The organism is Spongiactinospora rosea (genome assembly GCF_003315795.1).
GTDB classification, from domain to species: domain Bacteria; phylum Actinomycetota; class Actinomycetes; order Streptosporangiales; family Streptosporangiaceae; genus Spongiactinospora; species Spongiactinospora rosea.
Window position 1 is genome coordinate 1 of the sequence record NZ_QMEY01000001.1, and the last position, 17,331, is coordinate 17,331.

A 17,331-nucleotide genomic window follows, 5' to 3' on the forward strand; every position below is an offset into this window, starting at 1 on the left:
GGCCGAGTCCATGAACAGTCTCTACAAGAAGGAGCTCATCGACTTCTACGGCGGCTGGAAAGGCGTCATGGACGTGACTATCGCCACGATGGAATGGGTTGCCTGGTACAATTCTGAACGGCTACATTCTTACTGTGGGAACGTCCCTCCGGTCGAGTATGAGGAGACGTTCCACCGATCGACCGCCGGCACTGACCTGGCGGCCGAGAACCAAGCGATCTAGCCTCCAATTTCGCCGGGGCGGTCCATGCTGACGCTCTTCGGGCCACCAGGCAAGAGCGGCGACCGACGCCCAACGCGCGCGCACATTGTGGTGGCCAGCCAGGTCGCCGAGCAGTCTCTGGACATCGACTTCGATCTCCTGGTATCCGACCTGTGCCCGATCGACCTTCTCTTGCAGCGGATGGGGCGATTGCATCGCCATCAGCGCCCGGAACGACCGGCAGGAGTTCGCACGGCACGCTGCCTGTTGACCGGAGCCGACTGGAACGCTGCCCCCGTCGAGCCGGTAACGGGTTCCAAACGGGTGTACCGGATTCACACCCTGCTGCGGTCGGCCGCCGTGCTGGAACCGTATCTGGCGGGGACGGCTGAGACAGGGCATGTGGTGCGCCTACCCGCCGATATCAGTCCTCTCGTCCAGCAAGCCTATGGCGCCGACCCCGTTGGCCCCCAGGAGTGGCAGCAGGCCATGGACCGGGCCCGAGCAATCCACGAGCTACATCAGCAGAAGCAGATCAACGATGCGCTGGGCTTTCAGGTCAACGAAGTCGGCAAGGAAGGCCGCGCCGTGATCGGCTGGGTGGACGCCGGGGTGGGCGACGCCGACGACACCCGCAGGGGCCGGGCTCAAGTCCGCGACGGCATGGAGTCACTTGAAGTACTGGTCGTCCAGCGGCGGGCCGACGGGACACTGATCACGATGCCGCACCTGACCCAGGGGCGCGGCGGACTGGAACTTCCGGCCGACTCGACGCCTGAGCCCCGGCCGGCGCGTATCGTCGCCGCCTGTGGCCTGCGGCTACCGTTCGTCTTCTCGATTCCCAAGATCATGGACCGCGCCATCCAAGAGTTGGAGACCGAATACATCGAGGCGTGGCAGTCCAAGGAGAGCCACTGGCTCGCCGGAGAACTGATCTTGGTACTCGATGAGAATTGTCAGACCCGCCTGGCAGGCTACGACCTGCATTACACCCCCCACGACGGGCTGAAGGTGACTCATGGCGAGTGAACCGGCCACACCGTCCTTCGACCTGGCCGACAGCGCGTGGCTGCCGGTGTTGCGCGAGGACGGCACCGGGGACGAGGTGTCCCTGCGGGAGGTCTTCGGCCAGGCTGCCGGCTTGCGGCGGCTGGTGGGCGAGGTCCCCACCCAGGAGTTCGCCCTGTTGCGGCTGCTACTGGCGATTCTGCACGACGCGATCGACGGGCCGGCGGATGTCGAGGAATGGCAGGAGCTCTGGGACAACGGGCTCCCGACCGCCAGGATCGACAACTACCTCGACGACAACCGTGATCGGTTCGACCTGTTGCATCAGAGCCGGCCGTTCCTCCAGACCGCCGGACTGTGCGCGGTGAACGGAGAGGTGTCCTCTCTCGACCGCATCGTCGCCGACGTGCCCAACGGGGTGCCGTTCTTCACCATGCGAGCCTCTGGTGCAGGCCGGCTGAGCTTCGCCGAAGCCGCGCGCTGGTTGGTCCACGCCCATGCCTACGACACCTCCGGCATCAAGACCGGCGCGAAAGGTGACCCTCGGGTCAAAGGCGGCAAGGTATACCCGCAAGGCGTTGCCTGGGCGGGGAACCTGGGCGGAGTCTTCGCCGAAGGCGCGAATCTTGGTGAGACGCTGCTGCTCAACCTGGTGGCTTTCGATACCGACAACCTTCGCGTTGACCTGGCCCGTGATGCCCCGGCATGGCTGCACCCATCCCCCGGACCGCGGCAATTGGATCCGCGAGAGGCTCGTCCGGCGGGTGTGCGCGACCTCTATACCTGGCAGTCACGGCGGGTACGCCTGGCCTTCGACGCGACGGGTGTGTACGGAGTGGTCCTCGCGTATGGCGACGCGCTGCCCGCCCACAACAAGCACCAGCGCGAGCCGATGACGGGTTGGCGGCGCAGCCAGGCGCAGGAGAAGAAGCTTGGCAAAGCCCTGGTGTACATGCCGCGTGAGCACGATCCGAGCCGGAGCGCGTGGCGTGGGCTGGGATCGTTGGTCGCCGGACGTACGCGAGGGAGCCGGCAGCAGGGTGAGGCGGCGCAGAGCTTGCGGCCCGGCATCTTGGACTGGGTGGCACGCCTGACTGTCGAAGCGGACCTGCCGCACGACTTCATGATCCGCCCTCGGCTGGTCGGCGCGGTTTACGGTACGCAGCAATCTGTTATCGACGAGATCATCGATGATGCCGTGAGGATGCCTGTGGTGCTGCTGCACCAGGACAACGCCGCACTGGCGCAGACAGCCATCGATGCCGTCAACGACGCCGAAGACGCGGTGACCCTGCTTGGATATCTGGCGGCCGATCTGGCCCGCGCGAGCGGCGCAGACCCGGAGCCGCCCAAGGACGCCGCACGCTACAGAGGCTTCGCCGCGCTGGACGGGCCTTTTCGCGAATGGCTCGCCAAGCTCAAACGAGACGATGACGCCCTGGAGCGGCGAGGGGCGTGGCAGATCCTCGCACACCAGGTCATCAGCCGTCTCGGGACAGACCTGGTGCGAGCGACCGGTACCGCGGCATGGGAGGGCCGCGTCATCGACACCCACAACGGGAAGAAGGAGTGGCTGAACGCCGCCGGAGCCGATCTGAAGTTCGGCGACCTCCTGCGCGAAGCCCTGCCGGCGGCGGGAAAGGGCGGTGGGTCGGCGCCTGAGCCGACAGGCGACAGCGAGTGAGCCATGTGGAGGGCACTGCCATGACGACATCAACCACCGGCCGTCGGCCGGTCGCCGAAGTGATCGGCGAGATCACTGGAGATTACGTCGCCGACTTGCAACGCGGCTACCTCGAAGACGAGTCTGCCGCGGTCGCGACGCTTGCGCAGCTTCGGCGGGGCGCGGGCAAGGTTCCGGCGGACGTGCCGGAGTTGTGGGGGGTCACCGGCACCGAGGCCCTGTTCACAGAGGACGAGATTCCCGAGTGGGAGCAGGAAAGGGTCGAGGCCGCTCATTTCTTGGCGGTGACGCTTTACGCATCGCACCAGCAGTCCCACCTTCGCGAGCGAATGCACCGAAGGCGCCGGGACGCTGAGTTCGGTGCTGCGATCCGCCGGTTGATGCCGCGCGACGCGATCGATGAGGCGATCCGCCGCAAGTTCGTCCGGATAGGGACCTCCGACACTCTCGACGTGCTCGCTGACAGGCTCCGTGACCTCATCTCCCTGCTGCGTCGCGACTCTATCCCGCTCGACTACGCGCTTTTGGCCGGCCAGCTCTACCAGGCCCAGTTCCCCGACGGCATGCGAGCCGTACGCCAGCGGTGGGGCCGCAGCTTCCACGCCTACCGGCCCCCCAATTCCGATAAGCCGGAGAAGCCCGATCAGCCCGAGAAGGACGTGTGATGACCCGTACGATCCTCGAAGTCCATGCTTTGCAGACAGTCCCGCCGAGCTGTCTGAACCGGGACGACACCGGCACGCCGAAGAGCGCCGTCTACGGTGGCGTCCGTCGGGCCCGCGTCTCCAGCCAAGCGTGGAAGCGGGCCACCCGGCGTAGCTTCCACGATGTGCTGGACCCGGGCGAGCTGGGTGTCCGCACTCGCAAGGTCGCCGAGCTCCTGGCCGAGCGGATCGTACGGCTGGACGGGTCGATCGAGCAGGCTCAGGCATGGGCCCTGGCCGCCGAGACGATCCAGACCGCCACCGGCTCCAAGATCGAAACCCCCAAGCGCGCGGCCAAGGACAAGCAGGGCCCGCCGCCCGCCCCCGAATCGAAGTACCTGATGTTCCTCAGTGCCCATCAACTCGATGGGCTGGCCGAACTCGCCGTCAAGGCGCACGGCGTCGGCGCGGACCACTTCAAGGACAAGGGCGTCAAGGACCTGGCCAAGCGGCTCGCCAACAGCAGGCACTCGGTCGACATCGCCCTGTTCGGCCGCATGGTCGCCGACGGAGCCGACATCAACGTCGACGCCGCCGCCCAGGTCGCCCATGCCATCAGCGTTCATCGGGTGGACAACGAGTCCGATTACTACACCGCGGTCGACGACTACAAGAACCGCGAGACCGACGACCTGGGCGCCGGGATGATCGGCACGGTCGAGTTCAACTCCGCCACGCTGTACCGCTACGCCGCCGTCGACGTGGACCTGCTGCGCCGGAACCTGGGCAAGGGCCTGCGCGACGACGAGCCGCTCACCCAGCCGGTACGGCGAGCCGCCGAGACATTCGTCGAGTGTTTCCTGACCTCGCTTCCCACCGGGAAGATCAACACCTTCGGTAACCACACATTGCCGGAGGCCGTAGTGATCAAGATACGGTCCACCCGGCCGGTCAGTTTCGTCGGTGCCTTCGAGGAGCCCTGCCGTACCGACCCTGGGATCGGTGGGCACATGCGGCAGGCGTGTGCGGTGCTGGCGGATTACATCCCCGAGATCGAAGAGGCGTACGGCCTGCGGCAGGAGGTCCCGACCTGGATCCTTCGTGTCGGGAAGAACACCGAAGCGCTGGCCCCGCTCGGGGAGCAGCGGACTCTTCAGCAACTGATCACCGAGATCGGCGCGGAGGTCGCCCAGCGGCAGGACGGCGCATGACCAGCGTCTTGGTGATGCAACTCGCCGGCCCTCTGCAATCGTGGGGGGCCTCCTCACGGTTCGCCCGGCGCACCACCGAAGACGCGCCGACCAAAAGCGCCATGATCGGGCTGGTGGCCGCCGCGCTGGGCCGCCCCCGTACACACACGCCGGATGATCTGGCCGCGTTGCGGTTCGGCGTGCGCATCGACCAGCCCGGCACCCCGCTGCGCGACTTCCACACCGCACACCGGTTCACCACCGGCGAGGCCATGCCGGTGTCGGAGCGGTACTACCTGGCCGACGCCGTTTTCGTCGCGGCCCTGGAAGGAGACCGGGATCTGATCGAGCGCCTGCACCAGGCGATCCGCGAACCAGTCTTCCTGCCCTACCTTGGACGCCGCTCCTGCCCTCCGGCCCGGCCTTTGGAACTCGGTGTCCACCATGAACGCAGCCTCGATGACGTGCTCAAGTACGAGCCTTGGCAGGCTGCTCGCTGGTACCGGCGGCGGCAGCGCCCGCAGACGCTGGAGATCCTCGTCGAGGCCACCGCCGTGGACGGGCCGGTCGAAACCGTGCGCGACCAGCCACTCAGCTTCGACCCATTGCACCGCCGGTACGCCCTGCGCAGGGTACTCAGAAGCCGAATCCCTCCGCCGCCCGAACCCGCCGACGGCCCGACCACCGTACCCGACCACGACCCGACGTCCCTGCTGGGAGAACCGTCATGCACCTGACCCGGTTCCGTTTCAACACCGCCCGGGTCGGCGCCCGCCGGCTGCTGTCCTCGCCGCAGATGTTGCATGCCGCCGTCATGTCGTCCTTCGCCGAGATCCCCGTGCCGGACCCTGGGGGAGCGCGTGTGCTCTGGCGTATCGACCGCAATAGCAGGGCCGAGACCTACCTGTACCTGGTCAGCCCGGCCAAGCCTGACCTCACCCACCTGGTCGAGCAGGCGGGCTGGCCGGAAACCGGCCGCTGGGAGACCTACGACTATGGGCCGTTCCTGGGCCGGCTGACGGCCGGTGATCGGTGGGCGTTTCGTCTCACCGTCAATCCGATCCACTACGCACGCCGTGACGACACCGAGCCCACCAAACGTACTGCCCATGTGGGGTGGCGCCACCAGCGTGACTGGCTGCTCAAGCACCAGATGAACGCCGGGTTCAAGGTAGTGGACAAGGCTCCGGAACAGCGCCTGGCCCCTGATGACGAGCACGAGCTGGTGGTCCGCGACCGGCGTCAACTTGCCTTTGCCAAAAAGGGGCACCGATCCAAGGTCACGCTGGTCACCGTCACCTTCGACGGGAGGCTTGAGGTCACTGACCCCGACGCGCTGCGCCGTACCCTCGTTTGCGGGCTGGGCAAAGCCAAGGCGTACGGCTGCGGCCTGATGACGCTGGCAGAGGCGTGATGGCCACCGTCGGGCAGCGCGGCGCCTCCTCACCGCGTGAACTCACCCGGATGGGCGACCGGATCTCCTTCGTCTACCTGGAACGGTGCATCCTGCACCGGGAGGACAATGCCATCACCGCCGAAGACGCAAACGGCGTCACCCACATCCCCTCCGCCACGATTGGCACCTTGCTGCTCGGCCCTGGCACGCGCGTTACTCACCAGGCGATGAGCGTGCTGGGCGACAGCGGAGCCGGGGTGGTGTGGGTGGGGGAGCGAGGTGTGCGGTTCTACTCTGGAGGGCGATCGCTCAACCGCTCCTCTGCGATGGTGGAGGCGCAGGCCGTAAAGTGGGCCAACCGCCGTACGCGGCTGGAGGTCGCCCGCGAGATGTACCGCATGCGTTTCCCCGGCGAAGATCCCGCTGGGCTCACTCGCCATGAACTCCTCGGCCGCGAAGGCCGCCGGGTCAAGGACTGCTACCGCGCACAGGCGGACCGCGTCGGCCTCACCTGGAACGGCCGTGTCTACCACCACGGCGACTTCGCCTCCGGCGATCCGGCTAACCAGGCCGTGACCGCGGCGGCTCAGTGCATGTACGGCATCGCCCAGACCACGGTCAATGCTTTGGGATGCACCCCCGGCCTCGGATTCATCCACTCCGGCCACGAACTGGCCTTCGTACTGGACATCGCCGACCTCTACAAGACCGAGATTGCTCTGCCCATCGCCTTCGACGTGGCCGCTGAAAGTCCCGATGACGTAGGCTCCCGCACCCGCCGCGCGATCCGTGACCACGTCAACAACGTCGGCCTTCTCAAGCGTTGTGTTGACGACATCAAGCGCCTCATCTTGTCCGATGAGACCGACGGAGATCCCACTGAAGACGGCAGCGACCGGGTCATGCTTCAGAGTGATCACGGGCTTGAGGTGGAATCCGGCCACAACTATGACGATGGCCGCATCTACGAGGTGGACTGGTGACAATCGTCGTCCTCACTCGCTGCCCCTCTGGCCTGCGTGGGTTCCTGACCCGCTGGTTGATGGAGATTTCTCCAGGAGTCTTCATCGGCGGTCCGTCGGCCCGGATCCGAGAAGCGCTGTGGGCGGAGGTCCGGCAGTACGCCGACACCGGCCGGGCCTTGCTCGCCTACACCACCAACAACGAGCAGGGTTTCACCTTCGAGACCCACGACCACAAGTGGCAGCCCATCGACCACGAGGGCCTCATCCTGATCCGCCGCCCGAAGGAAACCCCGGCGGTCGCGTCAGTGCCGCCGCCTCCCAGCGGCTGGAGCAACGCTTCCAAACGGCGCCGGTATCGGCAACGCTGAGCGGCGCTGATGTTCGAGTGGCGCGGTGTGGATCATAAGCGGAGAGGCCGCATACACCTATGGGCGAATTGTCCGAATCAATGAAAGTGCTCGAAAACCGCGCTCGGGCCGTACAAACCCGCAGGTCGTCGAGTGTGCTCCCCGCGCACGCGGGGATGGTCCCCGCCTCCACCAGGTCCACCACGGTGGCCACCCGTGCTCCCCGCGCACGCGGGGATGGTCCCCACCACCACTGGGGTAGGTTCAGCCACCCCCAGTGCTCCCCGCGCACGCGGGGATGGCCCCGTCTCCATGGCCACCGCTACCCGCGTCGCTGCGTGCTCCTCGCGCACGCGGGGGGCGGGCTCTGTGACTGGTACTCGGCGCCTCTGCGGCCGGTGACATTCGTGTGTTCTTCGTGTCTGCGAGGGGAACTCCAGTAGGGCGGCGGCGTGGCAGCAGGCGCGGTAGCGACAGCTAAGTGATCGCGAAAGGGGCCGACAGCGGGTGGTGCTCGGGCAGTTCAATATCCCTTGATCGCCGCTCAGGCCGTCGGCGAATGGTTAGGGCTGAACAAGGTCATCTTCGGTCGTCTCCATCTGCTCAAGATCAACTCTTAGTGTTGCCGGAGGGTTGCCAGAGGCGGGTCGTAGACCGGTGGCGAGATAGCGGAACTTCTCGCCTGGAGCGATCTGATGGCCAACGAACTGATGGACGGCGGCGGTGGTGGATCCTCGCCGTTGGACCTGGCGGAGCACCTGTTTCGGCTGGTGGCAGCCGGTGGCGGCAGTCTTGCCGTTGATGGTGCCGCGCTCAGCCCCGAACTGCCACAGCGGCAGGTACCACTCAAGGAATTGCGCCATCTGCTTGCCACTCGCTCGGTGAGCACGGCCACCACGCGCCTCGTGTGGCGCGAACTGGCGATACGAGTCCAGGGAGGCGAGCCGCGGTGGGCCGTCGCGGCGGCAGGGGTGGCCGTACCTCTGCTCCGCGGCATTGCCGCCGACAGTCGGGCGGCAGCGGGCCGGGCCGGTGTCGAGGGCAAGGTGCTGGCCGGGTTCAGTGAGGCGCTTCGGACCGTTGATCCTCGGCGGCCGGATCTGGTGGCGTTCTTGTATGACGCCGCTCGTACGGCAGGCGAGCGGGTTTCCACAGCTTCCGCGCGGGGCCGGGTTTCCTCAGATCCGCAGCCCATTCACATCCGAGAGAAAGGAGATCGGGGCGTTCGCACCGGTCCCGCGCGGAATCACACTCTGCGGCATCGACGGCGCTTGCGCGGCTGCGCGCTCGTGGTCGGAGTCGCTGCCGTACTGCTCGCCGGTACCGCCATTGCCGCTGTGGCAGAGGCCGCGGCAGTGGCGTTGCCGCGGTGGCAGCCGAAGCCGCCGGCCGGGACCGCTGAGCTGACCAGGGTGTTCACGAACCTGCGGAACTGGCTGACCGGGCTGCTGGCCGCGCTGGCGACGTTAATGCTGACGATCGGCGGGGTGCGGTACCTGGTCGCCGGGGGTGATCCGGGGGAGGTGCAGAAGGGCAAGGCCGCGCTCAAGGCGGCGGCGTTCGGGTATTCGCTGGCGGTTTTGGCGCCGCTGTTCATGAACGTGCTCCGGCACGTCGTGGGCGGGTGACTCCGGTGGAGCCGGTGCCCGCACCGGCACTGCCACCGGCGACAGGCGGGACAGGGCTGGGCGGGTGGATCGGGGACCAGATCACCGCGTGGTTCGCCGATCTGGTCGCGTCCGCGGTCACGCCGTTGCTCGATGTGCTGTCGGTCTCGTTGCTGACCACGCCGCCGGTGGATCGCCTGCCGCGGCTGTGGGACCTGTGGAAGGCCAACGCGGTGATCGCCAACAGCGGGTACGTCGTGCTCATCGTGGCCGGCGGGATCCTGGTGATGGGCCACCAGTCCTTCCAGACGCGGTACGCGATGAAGGAGATCCTGCCCCGGCTGGTGATCGCCTTCCTGGCCGCCAACACCAGTTTCCTGCTGGCCGCCAAGGCGATCGAGGTGGCCAACGGTCTGTCCCAGGCGCTCCTCGGGCAGGACTTCGACCCGGCCCGGGCGGCGCGGGCCCTGCGCGGGATGGTCGTGGTGTCGGCCGCGCCGGATCTGTTCTACACCGTTCTGGCGATCGTCGTCGTGATCCTGCTTGTGCTGCTGCTGATGACGTTCGTGGTGCGGGTGGCGCTGACCGCGTTGCTGGTGATCGCAGCACCGCTGGCGCTGGCCTGTCATGCGCTTCCGCAGATCGACGGGGTCGCCCGCATGTGGTGGCGGATCTTCGGCGGGCTGCTGCTCATCCAGGTGTGCCAGTCGCTCACGCTGGCGGCCTCGGTGCGGATCTTCCTCAATCAGGACGGGCGGGAAGTGGTCGGGCTCTCGGTGTTCGGCCAGTTGTACGGCTTCCTGCTCGCCATTGTGCTGCTGCTGATCTTGGTGCGGATTCCGTCATGGATCGCGCGGGTGATGTTCATACGGCCGGGGCGTCGCCGCAGCACGTTGGTCGGGCGGGTCGTCAAGATGGCCATCGCGTACAAGCTGGCGAGTCCGGTGCTGCATGCGCTGCACATTGGGCGCGGTGGGCGGGCTGCGGTACCGGCCAGATCGCGGGCGGTCGCCGCACGCGCGGCAACGGCGGCAACGGGCCCTGCCACAACGGCAACGGCGGCTGCCGCGGTGCGCGAAGGGCCGAGCAAGCAGGCGCCGATCGCCGCGACCAACCTTGGCTATCCGCGCGACACCCTCTACGCCAACGGTCCCGCCGGGCTGGGCCAGTTGCGCGAACTCCGCCATCGCAGCCGACGCCCGACGCCCAACACGTCGATCACCGACCGTACCCGCAAGCCCTCGCAAGGAGACCGCAAGTGACCACTGACGGAATCGTCCGGATTCCCGCGGACATCGACCAGCCCGACAAGATCGTATGGGGACTGACCGCACGTCAGACCGTGATCCTCGCGGTAACGGCAGTCCTGCTCTACGGCGAGTACGCGGCCTTCGGGGAACGGCTCCCGCTCGCCGCCGCGCTTGCGCTGCCCATCGTGGTGGCCGGTGTGCTGCTCGCCTTCGGTACTCGTGACGGTGTCGGCCTGGACCGGTACGCGCTCGCCGCGCTGCACCACGTCACCAGCCGCAAGCACCTGATCCCCGAACCCGGCGAAATACCAGCCCCCGCCGCATGGATCGCCGCCCGAAAAGGTCCCCGCGCCGGACCCCTGCGGCTGCCCGCACGAGGGGTTACCGAGGATGGCTTGATCGACCTCGGCGACCGGGACGGCGTCGCCGCGGTCGCGGAGGTCTCCACCGTCAGCTTCGCCTTGCGCACCCCCGACGAGCAGGACGAACTCGTCGCCGTCTTCGCGCGCTGGCTCAACTCGCTGTCCGGACCGGTACAGATCCTGGTACGCGCCGAGCGCGCCGACCTGACGCCCACGATCGATGCGCTGCTCGACCAGGCACGCGACCTGCCCCACCCGGCCCTCACCACGGCGGCACAGCAACACGCCGCCTTCCTCACCGACCTGGCCGACCGCCACGAACTGCTTCGCCGCCGAGTCCTGCTGGTCGTCCGCGAGCAGAGCGCGGGGCGGGCGCTGCGCCGCATAGAGGAGGCCGCGCGAGTGCTGAGCGCCTGCGGCCTGGACGTACGGCTGCTCGACCGCCACGCCGTGGCCACCTGCTTCGACACCGAATGGCCCGGTGGTGCGCGATGACGAAGCCCCGCATCGGCCCGGACCTGGTCACCGTACGTCCCCGCCACATCGAGGTACTGGACAACGTGTGTACCACGCTCGCCATCGCCGGCTACCCCCGCGACGTCGGCCCCGGCTGGCTGGAACCCCTGCTCACCCACCCCGGACGGCTCGACGTCACCCTCCACATCGAGCCGATTCCCTCCCTCGTCGCCGCCGACCGGCTCCGCAAACGGCTCGCACGCCTGGAATCGACCCTCCGTATCGACCACGAACACGGCAGACTGCTCGACCCCAGTGCAGAAGCCGCCGCTGAGGACGCCCACGACCTGGCCTCCCGCGTGGCCCGCGGCCAGGCCAAGCTGTTCCGTACCGCCATCTACCTCACCGTCCACGCCACCGACCCCGCCGAGCTCGCCGAAACCTGCGCCGAGGTACGCGCGCTGGCCGCCTCCCTGCTGCTCGACGCCCGCCCGGTGACCTTCCGCCACCTCCAGGGCTGGATCAGCACGCTGCCGTTCGGCTACGACAACCTGGGCATGCGGCGCAGTTTCGACACCTCCGCGCTGGCCGCCGCCTTCCCGTTCACCTCACCGGACCTGACGACCGACCTCGGCCCCACCGCCGTCCTGTACGGCGCGAACCTGTCCTCCGCCTCCCTGGTGACCTGGGACCGGTTCGCGCAGGACAACCACAACTCGGTGATCCTGGCCCGGTTGGGCAGCGGCAAGAGCTACCTGGCCAAGCTGGAGGCGCTGCGCTCGCTCTACACCGGCGTCGAGGTCGCGGTCATCGACCCAGAAGACGAGTACGGCCGGCTGTGCGAAGCCGTCGGCGGCGCGCACATCCGGATGGGCGCGGCCGACGTACGGCTCAACCCGTTCGATCTGCCACCGCCCGGCACGCAGGAAGAAGACCCGCTCACCCGGCGCGCGCTGTTCCTGCACACGCTGGTGGCGGTCCTGCTCGGCGAGCGGATGGACAACGTACGCAAAGCGGCGCTCGACCGCGCCATCCTGGCCGCCTACCGCAAGGCCGGGATCACCGCCGACGAGAACACCTGGTCCAGACGCCCGCCACTGCTACGCGATCTCGCCGACGCCCTCGCCGAAGACCCTGACGCACGAAACCTCGCCGCCGGTCTGGCCCCGTACGTCACCGGCACCCACCGCCGCCTCTTCGACGGGCACACCACGACCCGCCCCGACTCGCACCTGATCGTCTTCTCACTCCGCGACCTGCCCGAGGAACTGAAGGCCGTCGGCACCCTCCTCACCCTGGACGCCGTCTGGCGACGCGTCTCCAACCCCGATGCCCGCCGCCCGAGGCTGGTCGTGGTCGATGAGGCGTGGCTGCTCATGAAGGACTCGGAAGGCGCCAAGTTCCTGCTCCGCATGGCCAAAACTGCCAATCTTCTACCACATACCCAAGATGGCGTCTGACCTGCACAGATCTACCAAAGGATTCGCTTCACCGCATCGTTGAAAAGATGATCTATCGCTTGGTGGTGAACGATCACGCTCGCGTGCCACCTCCCGCCGCCAACTCACTCTCCGTGATCGTCTCAATGTCTCACCCCCCGCGCGCGCCTGCGCGCATAGGCGAGAGACGTGAGATGAGACAAAGACGTAGACAATCACGCAGAGTGATCTCCCGCACGGTCGTCCCGAGGACATCCGCCGGTCCCACCCCCGCAACCGCGCGAGAGCCGTGAACGCCGACGATCAGGAACGGTCACGCACACAGCGCGCTCTCTGGAAACTACGCCGAGAGATGCATTTACCTAGCGGAATATGCGCAGGTAGCCAAGAATCATAGTGGCCCTCATTTGCAAGGGGCTTCATTCGCCTTCCGGCTCGTGGCCATCCTTGCCATTGGCATGCCGACCCTTGCGCCGTTTCGCACGGCGTCTCAGCGATCGTACAGCGCGGCTGTGCTTCATTTCACCGGCGCGCCTGCCCTCTGGGTCGATCTTTGTGTCTCTTCCCCAGAACTTGGAGGGCATCTCATGCTCATGCCAGAAGCGGAAGAACTGCTGACGGGCTACCCATACCATCGTAGATATAGAGTTCCGAGAGACTCCCAGCGCCTTTGCAGCCGCCTCATACGTGTCGTATATCGCGAGTGCTGCCAGTACTTCCTTATTGCGCTTACTGAGACGTCGCCAGATCTGCGCCAGAGCTACGCTCTCGATTATCTCCCTCTCGGGAGAGGTGGTGTACTGGACTGTCGTCTCCCAGTAGGCATAGAACCGAGCAATGCGCCCGTTCTGCCCTCTATCTGCGCGGTCGCTTCGCCCGTGTGTGCGCCATTCATCCATGACATGCCGATGGATCGCCCGCTCCCCGGAGTCAAGCAAATCCCATTCGCTTGGGGCGTCGTCGTCGTCACGCGCGTACAGTTCTTCGGCGATGGCCGACCAAGCAATCTCGTACTTGTCGTAAGAGCAGATCGCGCGATTCGTGAACCGGGAGCGCCATATCGCGACGCGCCAGGCGAGCCGTTCCAAATCGTGAACCGTGTACCCGTGGCGCAGTGGCGTTACCGCCGCCTGGCTAGCGATATCGCCATTCACTGACCAGCCGCCTCTCTGTTCAGCTTGGCCCATACGACCTTCCCGCCCGTCTTCGGCCGGTGATAGCCCCAACACTCTGAGATTAGATCGACAAGAAAAACGCCCTGTCCGCAGTGATCGCCAATGTCGAGCGCTGCGAGAATCGGGGGATTACGACTTAGGTCCCAGACCTCCAGCACTATCCCATCTGAAATGGGGTAGATTCCAAGCCAGATAGTCGTGAAGTCCTCGACTCCGGCGTACATGCCGAATTGCTCGATTTCCTCATATGTCGGCGTCCGCAGCCCGCTTGCCTTAATTGCGCCCGTTACGAGTTCCGATGCGATCAGTTGAGTGGGCGCCGTCAGCTCTTCGCGCTCGATACCCCTAAGCACTCGATCAATATGGGAACGCGCGAAGGAAGGGGCAATGGGGTGTATAGCGAGCTGGATGTAGTGGCGACGGTTGATCACGAACTATCTGCCTCGATCCCCAGAAGGCGAAGGACCTTTCCCGAGTACTGAATCCGATGTCCTCGGCTCTCCAGCACTTCACGTAGAGGCTGCCAATGCTGCATGCAACACGAAGTCAGTTGCTTCTCTCCAGAAGAAATAGTCAACTGGGCCGGAGCTGGACAGAAGTGCGAGCACTCGACTTTGTCACTACATAGGTCGACTATGTAAGTGTGAGGCGGTAAGACGGCGTCGCTCCGTGAGGGCAACTCATTCGGGTAGGCGTCGGCAGGCATGACCTCAGCATCAATGACGGCCAATGCGCCGCTCATGCGTTGTCGGCCTAGCAGCTATGCAGCATGTGCATAACGGCGCGAGCCCGGGCGGGTAGCGTCGGTAGACTGGCCTCACGCGGCTCGCCAACGTCAGTCCGAAGGTCAACTATGGACGCTTTTGCCCCCACCCGAGATTGCGCCCAGTGCGGGACACGGCTCGCACGCGACAACGTCGCGTCGCTGTGCGCGGCCTGCCAATCCAGGAGCCGGGATGCCTTGCTCGCGCCGCCGGATGTGCCCCCATCATTCTGGGACGCTGCACCCATGCGTGCCGCTCTCTCAGCCCGGCACATGGGCAAGGTCGTTCGCGCCTACCGGACGCATAGCTTCCATAGCAAAGTCATCGCACAGACCACAGCAGCAGGATGGTTGTATTTGACGCAATCGCAGCTAAGCCGTATAGAAGGTGGGCCACCCGTCCAGGATTTGGACAGATGTATTCAATGGGCACATAAGCTTAAGATTCCGGCTAACCTACTCTGGTTCACTCTGCCAGAGGAGGAAATAGGCAATGCTCACGGACAGCACATTATTTCGGCCAGCACAGCGGACGGGTACCCGGACGCCGAGATGAACGAATTACTCCGGCGAACATTCCTCAAACGCGGGATCACCGCTGTCACGCTACCTGCGATTGGCCTCGATGAACTCAAACATATCGTCTCCGCGCTTGATGACGCCCGACGCTACAGCGACCAAGAAATAGTCGGCTACTTCCGAACCCAACTCGCTGATTGCGCAGCCAAAGACGGGGATTATGGGCCAAAGAAGAACATCCCGATCACGCTGGGATTGATAGGCGCGATCGAGCAAATGGCCCGGGACTCTAAACCGGCAGTCCGCCGTACCCTGCTGCAACTGGCGGCGCAGGCCGCCGAGTTCGCGGGATGGTTGTACCGCGATATCGCAATGACTGAGATGGCGCATTACTGGCGTGATCGTGCCATGGAGTTCGCACAAGCCGCAGGCGATTACCCAATGCAAGGCTATGTCCTACTCAAGAAGAGTCAGGCAGCATGGGACGAACGCGACTCCCTATTGATGTTGACGCTCGCTGAAGCCACAAAGGATGGCCCTTGGTGCTTGCCGCTCCGGGTGAAAGCCGAAGCGCTCCAGCAGGAAGCGCGAGGGTATGCAATGCTGAACGGCGATCTAGCGGCGATCGAATTGAAATTGGCCGAAGCGCGCGAATTACTGATCGAGGATCACGAAACTCAGGGCATCGCAGCCCACTATGACGAAGCGCTATTTAGTCTCCAATGCGCGATCTGCTACAGCGAGGCTCAGCAGCCTGCCAGAGCGTTGGAACTGTACGATGAATGGCTTTCGCCCCGCGCATTCTCCAGGCGTGACTATGGATATTTCCTCTCACTCAAGGGCGCGGCGCTCGCGAACGCTCAAGCTCCTGACCAGGCGGCGGGTGCCGGATTGGATGCGTTGGCCCTCGCGAAGGAGTCGAGTTCCGCTCGAACACACCGAGAAGTGCTACGGCTAGTCGAGCTGCTACGGCCGTGGCAGAGCCGGACGCAAGTACGAAAGCTGGTGAGCGCCCTACTTACGTAGCTGAAGCCACTCGGCGACGGTGCGAATCACGTAAGCTTGCCACTCCTGCGATCTCGGGTGCCGATACTGAGGATCATCGTGCATGGCAAAGCCATGCTGTGCGCCGTCGATCTCAATGAGCTTCGTCTCTCCACCAAACTGAGACACCGCATCTCGCGAGGACTGCACGGGAATGAACGTGTCGCCTGTACCGTGAATTACGAGGGTCGGTGAAATGATCCCCCTCAGCTCCCGATGGGGCTGAAGATAGAACACTTCATTAAGCAGTGGGCGACCCAGCTTGAACGTTGGAGAATGTGAGACGAAGCTTTGTGTCGCCAATTCCCGACCGGCCGCCTCATCAATGTGATCGTTGCGCCAATAAGGCTTATCTTCGACGAAGCGCTTCTTGTAGTTCAGCAATGGATTGAAGAGGATCAGCCGCCCCACGGTGTTCGCATACCGCGAAGCATAGAACGCAGTGATTCCACCACCGAAACTTGCGCCGATGAGATTCACGAGCGAACTGCCGGTTTCGGCTCGTATATGCTCGACGGCTGCCCGAATGTCGTTGGTAACGCCCGAGAGCGTTAGATCTTCTTGTCTTCCTTCACTCTCACCATGACCGCGAAGGTCGAAGCGCAATGACGAAATCCCCGCTTCGGCGAGCCCGTTTGCGAGTCGCTCATAGAACCCACCTTCTTCACGGTTCACCCCTCCACCGTGTACGAGCACAGTAGCGTTGCCCCGAATCGGGGTGGACATAACCAGCGTGCCTCGCAGGTTCAGCCCGTCGAGGGAGCGGAAGGCGGTGGCACGGATGCTGACGCTCATGGCCAGCAGCATATACGGCAGGAGCCTGGCTCACTGAACGTCCCGTGCTCCATAACGAGATCAAGAAGATGCAACTGCCAGGCACATCGGAAGTCGTGTTCCACGCTGCTTGTAGAACCTCAGAACCTTTCTGATGGATCGGAATCTCACGCGAATCTTCAGGCGAAAAGCGAAACCAGGCCAGGGACACGGACACGCTCGACGGGCACGCGCACCCCCAACAGCCCCTGCCATGCGGCCCTGAGAGGGCCGTAGAGGCCCGTCCGGCGGGGTTCCGGGGTTGGGGCCATCGTGATGCGCTGAAGGCTTCTCAGCACCGTGAGTGGGCGCACCCTGCCGGGCCTGTCTCGGGCGGGCAGGGGCCCATGGACGTGCCGGGCCTGCATGTACGGGGCCGGTGTCCCACGACTGCGACGAATGTCGGCAGATGCTCGCAAGCAAATCGCAACCGCTCGAAATCGGATCTTTCCTATTGACCGGATGTG

17 protein-coding genes are annotated in these 17,331 nt (G+C 65.3%); 14 read left to right on the plus strand and 3 right to left on the minus strand.

Annotation, left to right across the window (positions count from 1 at the left end; genetic code table 11):
* The 13 genes from DP939_RS00005 to DP939_RS00060 all read left to right on the plus strand — a co-directional run.
* A partial coding sequence (locus DP939_RS00005; protein WP_147267783.1) for an integrase core domain-containing protein occupies positions 1 to 223 on the plus strand: 223 nt, incomplete at its 5' end.
* A gap of 24 nt (positions 224 to 247) precedes the next feature.
* Positions 248 to 1,231 (plus strand): J domain-containing protein, encoded by a 984-nt coding sequence (locus DP939_RS00010; protein ID WP_158578403.1) that lies wholly within the window; start codon positions 248 to 250, stop codon positions 1,229 to 1,231.
* Entirely contained in the window at positions 1,221 to 2,894 is a 1,674-nt protein-coding gene (casA, locus tag DP939_RS00015) for a type I-E CRISPR-associated protein Cse1/CasA (protein ID WP_113977350.1), read from the plus strand. The genes DP939_RS00010 and casA overlap by 11 nt, the downstream gene beginning before the upstream one ends.
* Before the next feature lie 20 nt (positions 2,895 to 2,914).
* A complete protein-coding gene (casB, locus tag DP939_RS00020; protein WP_113979421.1) occupies positions 2,915 to 3,559 on the plus strand; it encodes a type I-E CRISPR-associated protein Cse2/CasB in 645 nt (214 codons plus the stop codon).
* Positions 3,559 to 4,749, plus strand: a complete 1,191-nt coding sequence (gene cas7e, locus DP939_RS00025; protein ID WP_113977352.1) for a type I-E CRISPR-associated protein Cas7/Cse4/CasC — start codon at positions 3,559 to 3,561, stop codon at positions 4,747 to 4,749. The genes casB and cas7e overlap by 1 nt, the downstream gene beginning before the upstream one ends.
* Positions 4,746 to 5,465 carry a type I-E CRISPR-associated protein Cas5/CasD gene (cas5e, locus tag DP939_RS00030; RefSeq protein ID WP_113977354.1) on the plus strand — a complete coding sequence of 240 codons (720 nt, stop codon included), beginning with the start codon at positions 4,746 to 4,748 and terminating at the stop codon, positions 5,463 to 5,465. Before cas7e ends, cas5e begins: the two co-directional genes overlap by 4 nt.
* Entirely contained in the window at positions 5,456 to 6,142 is a 687-nt protein-coding gene (gene cas6e, locus DP939_RS00035; protein ID WP_113977356.1) for a type I-E CRISPR-associated protein Cas6/Cse3/CasE, read from the plus strand. Before cas5e ends, cas6e begins: the two co-directional genes overlap by 10 nt.
* Complete coding sequence (gene cas1e / locus DP939_RS00040; protein WP_113977358.1) at positions 6,142 to 7,107, plus strand: type I-E CRISPR-associated endonuclease Cas1e; 966 nt, start codon at positions 6,142 to 6,144, stop codon at positions 7,105 to 7,107. The genes cas6e and cas1e overlap by 1 nt, the downstream gene beginning before the upstream one ends.
* On the plus strand, positions 7,104 to 7,457 hold the full coding sequence (gene cas2e, locus DP939_RS00045; RefSeq protein ID WP_113977360.1) for a type I-E CRISPR-associated endoribonuclease Cas2e: 354 nt from the start codon (positions 7,104 to 7,106) through the stop codon (positions 7,455 to 7,457). Before cas1e ends, cas2e begins: the two co-directional genes overlap by 4 nt.
* Positions 7,458 to 8,131: 674 nt before the next feature.
* Positions 8,132 to 9,064, plus strand: coding sequence for a hypothetical protein (locus DP939_RS46670; protein WP_199564875.1), 933 nt, complete (start codon positions 8,132 to 8,134; stop codon positions 9,062 to 9,064).
* A gap of 5 nt (positions 9,065 to 9,069) precedes the next feature.
* Complete coding sequence (locus tag DP939_RS45895; RefSeq protein WP_158578404.1) at positions 9,070 to 10,305, plus strand: hypothetical protein; 1,236 nt, start codon at positions 9,070 to 9,072, stop codon at positions 10,303 to 10,305.
* Positions 10,302 to 11,150, plus strand: a complete 849-nt coding sequence (locus tag DP939_RS00055; protein ID WP_158578405.1) for a PrgI family protein — start codon at positions 10,302 to 10,304, stop codon at positions 11,148 to 11,150. Before DP939_RS45895 ends, DP939_RS00055 begins: the two co-directional genes overlap by 4 nt.
* The gene (locus DP939_RS00060; protein WP_113977362.1) at positions 11,147 to 12,571 is read left to right on the plus strand and encodes a VirB4 family type IV secretion system protein; all 1,425 of its coding nucleotides are present in this window, start codon (positions 11,147 to 11,149) and stop codon (positions 12,569 to 12,571) included. Before DP939_RS00055 ends, DP939_RS00060 begins: the two co-directional genes overlap by 4 nt.
* Positions 12,572 to 12,969: 398 nt before the next feature.
* Here DP939_RS00060 and DP939_RS45230 read toward each other — a convergent pair whose 3' ends face one another.
* Together DP939_RS45230 and DP939_RS45235 are read right to left on the minus strand one after the other, a co-directional pair.
* Complete coding sequence (locus DP939_RS45230) at positions 12,970 to 13,638, minus strand: hypothetical protein (protein WP_147267784.1); 669 nt, start codon at positions 13,636 to 13,638, stop codon at positions 12,970 to 12,972.
* Between the two features lie 62 nt (positions 13,639 to 13,700).
* Complete coding sequence (locus DP939_RS45235) at positions 13,701 to 14,078, minus strand: ATP-binding protein (RefSeq protein WP_147267785.1); 378 nt, start codon at positions 14,076 to 14,078, stop codon at positions 13,701 to 13,703.
* A 962-nt stretch (positions 14,079 to 15,040) separates the two neighbouring features.
* Between DP939_RS45235 and DP939_RS00065 the strand changes: the two genes are divergently transcribed.
* The gene (locus DP939_RS00065) at positions 15,041 to 16,033 is read left to right on the plus strand and encodes an XRE family transcriptional regulator (RefSeq protein ID WP_199564876.1); all 993 of its coding nucleotides are present in this window, start codon (positions 15,041 to 15,043) and stop codon (positions 16,031 to 16,033) included.
* Here the strand turns inward: DP939_RS00065 and DP939_RS00070 are convergent.
* Positions 16,022 to 16,846, minus strand: a complete 825-nt coding sequence (locus DP939_RS00070; protein ID WP_113979424.1) for an alpha/beta hydrolase — start codon at positions 16,844 to 16,846, stop codon at positions 16,022 to 16,024. The genes DP939_RS00065 and DP939_RS00070 overlap by 12 nt on opposite strands.
* Between the last annotated feature and the right edge of the window lie 485 nt (positions 16,847 to 17,331).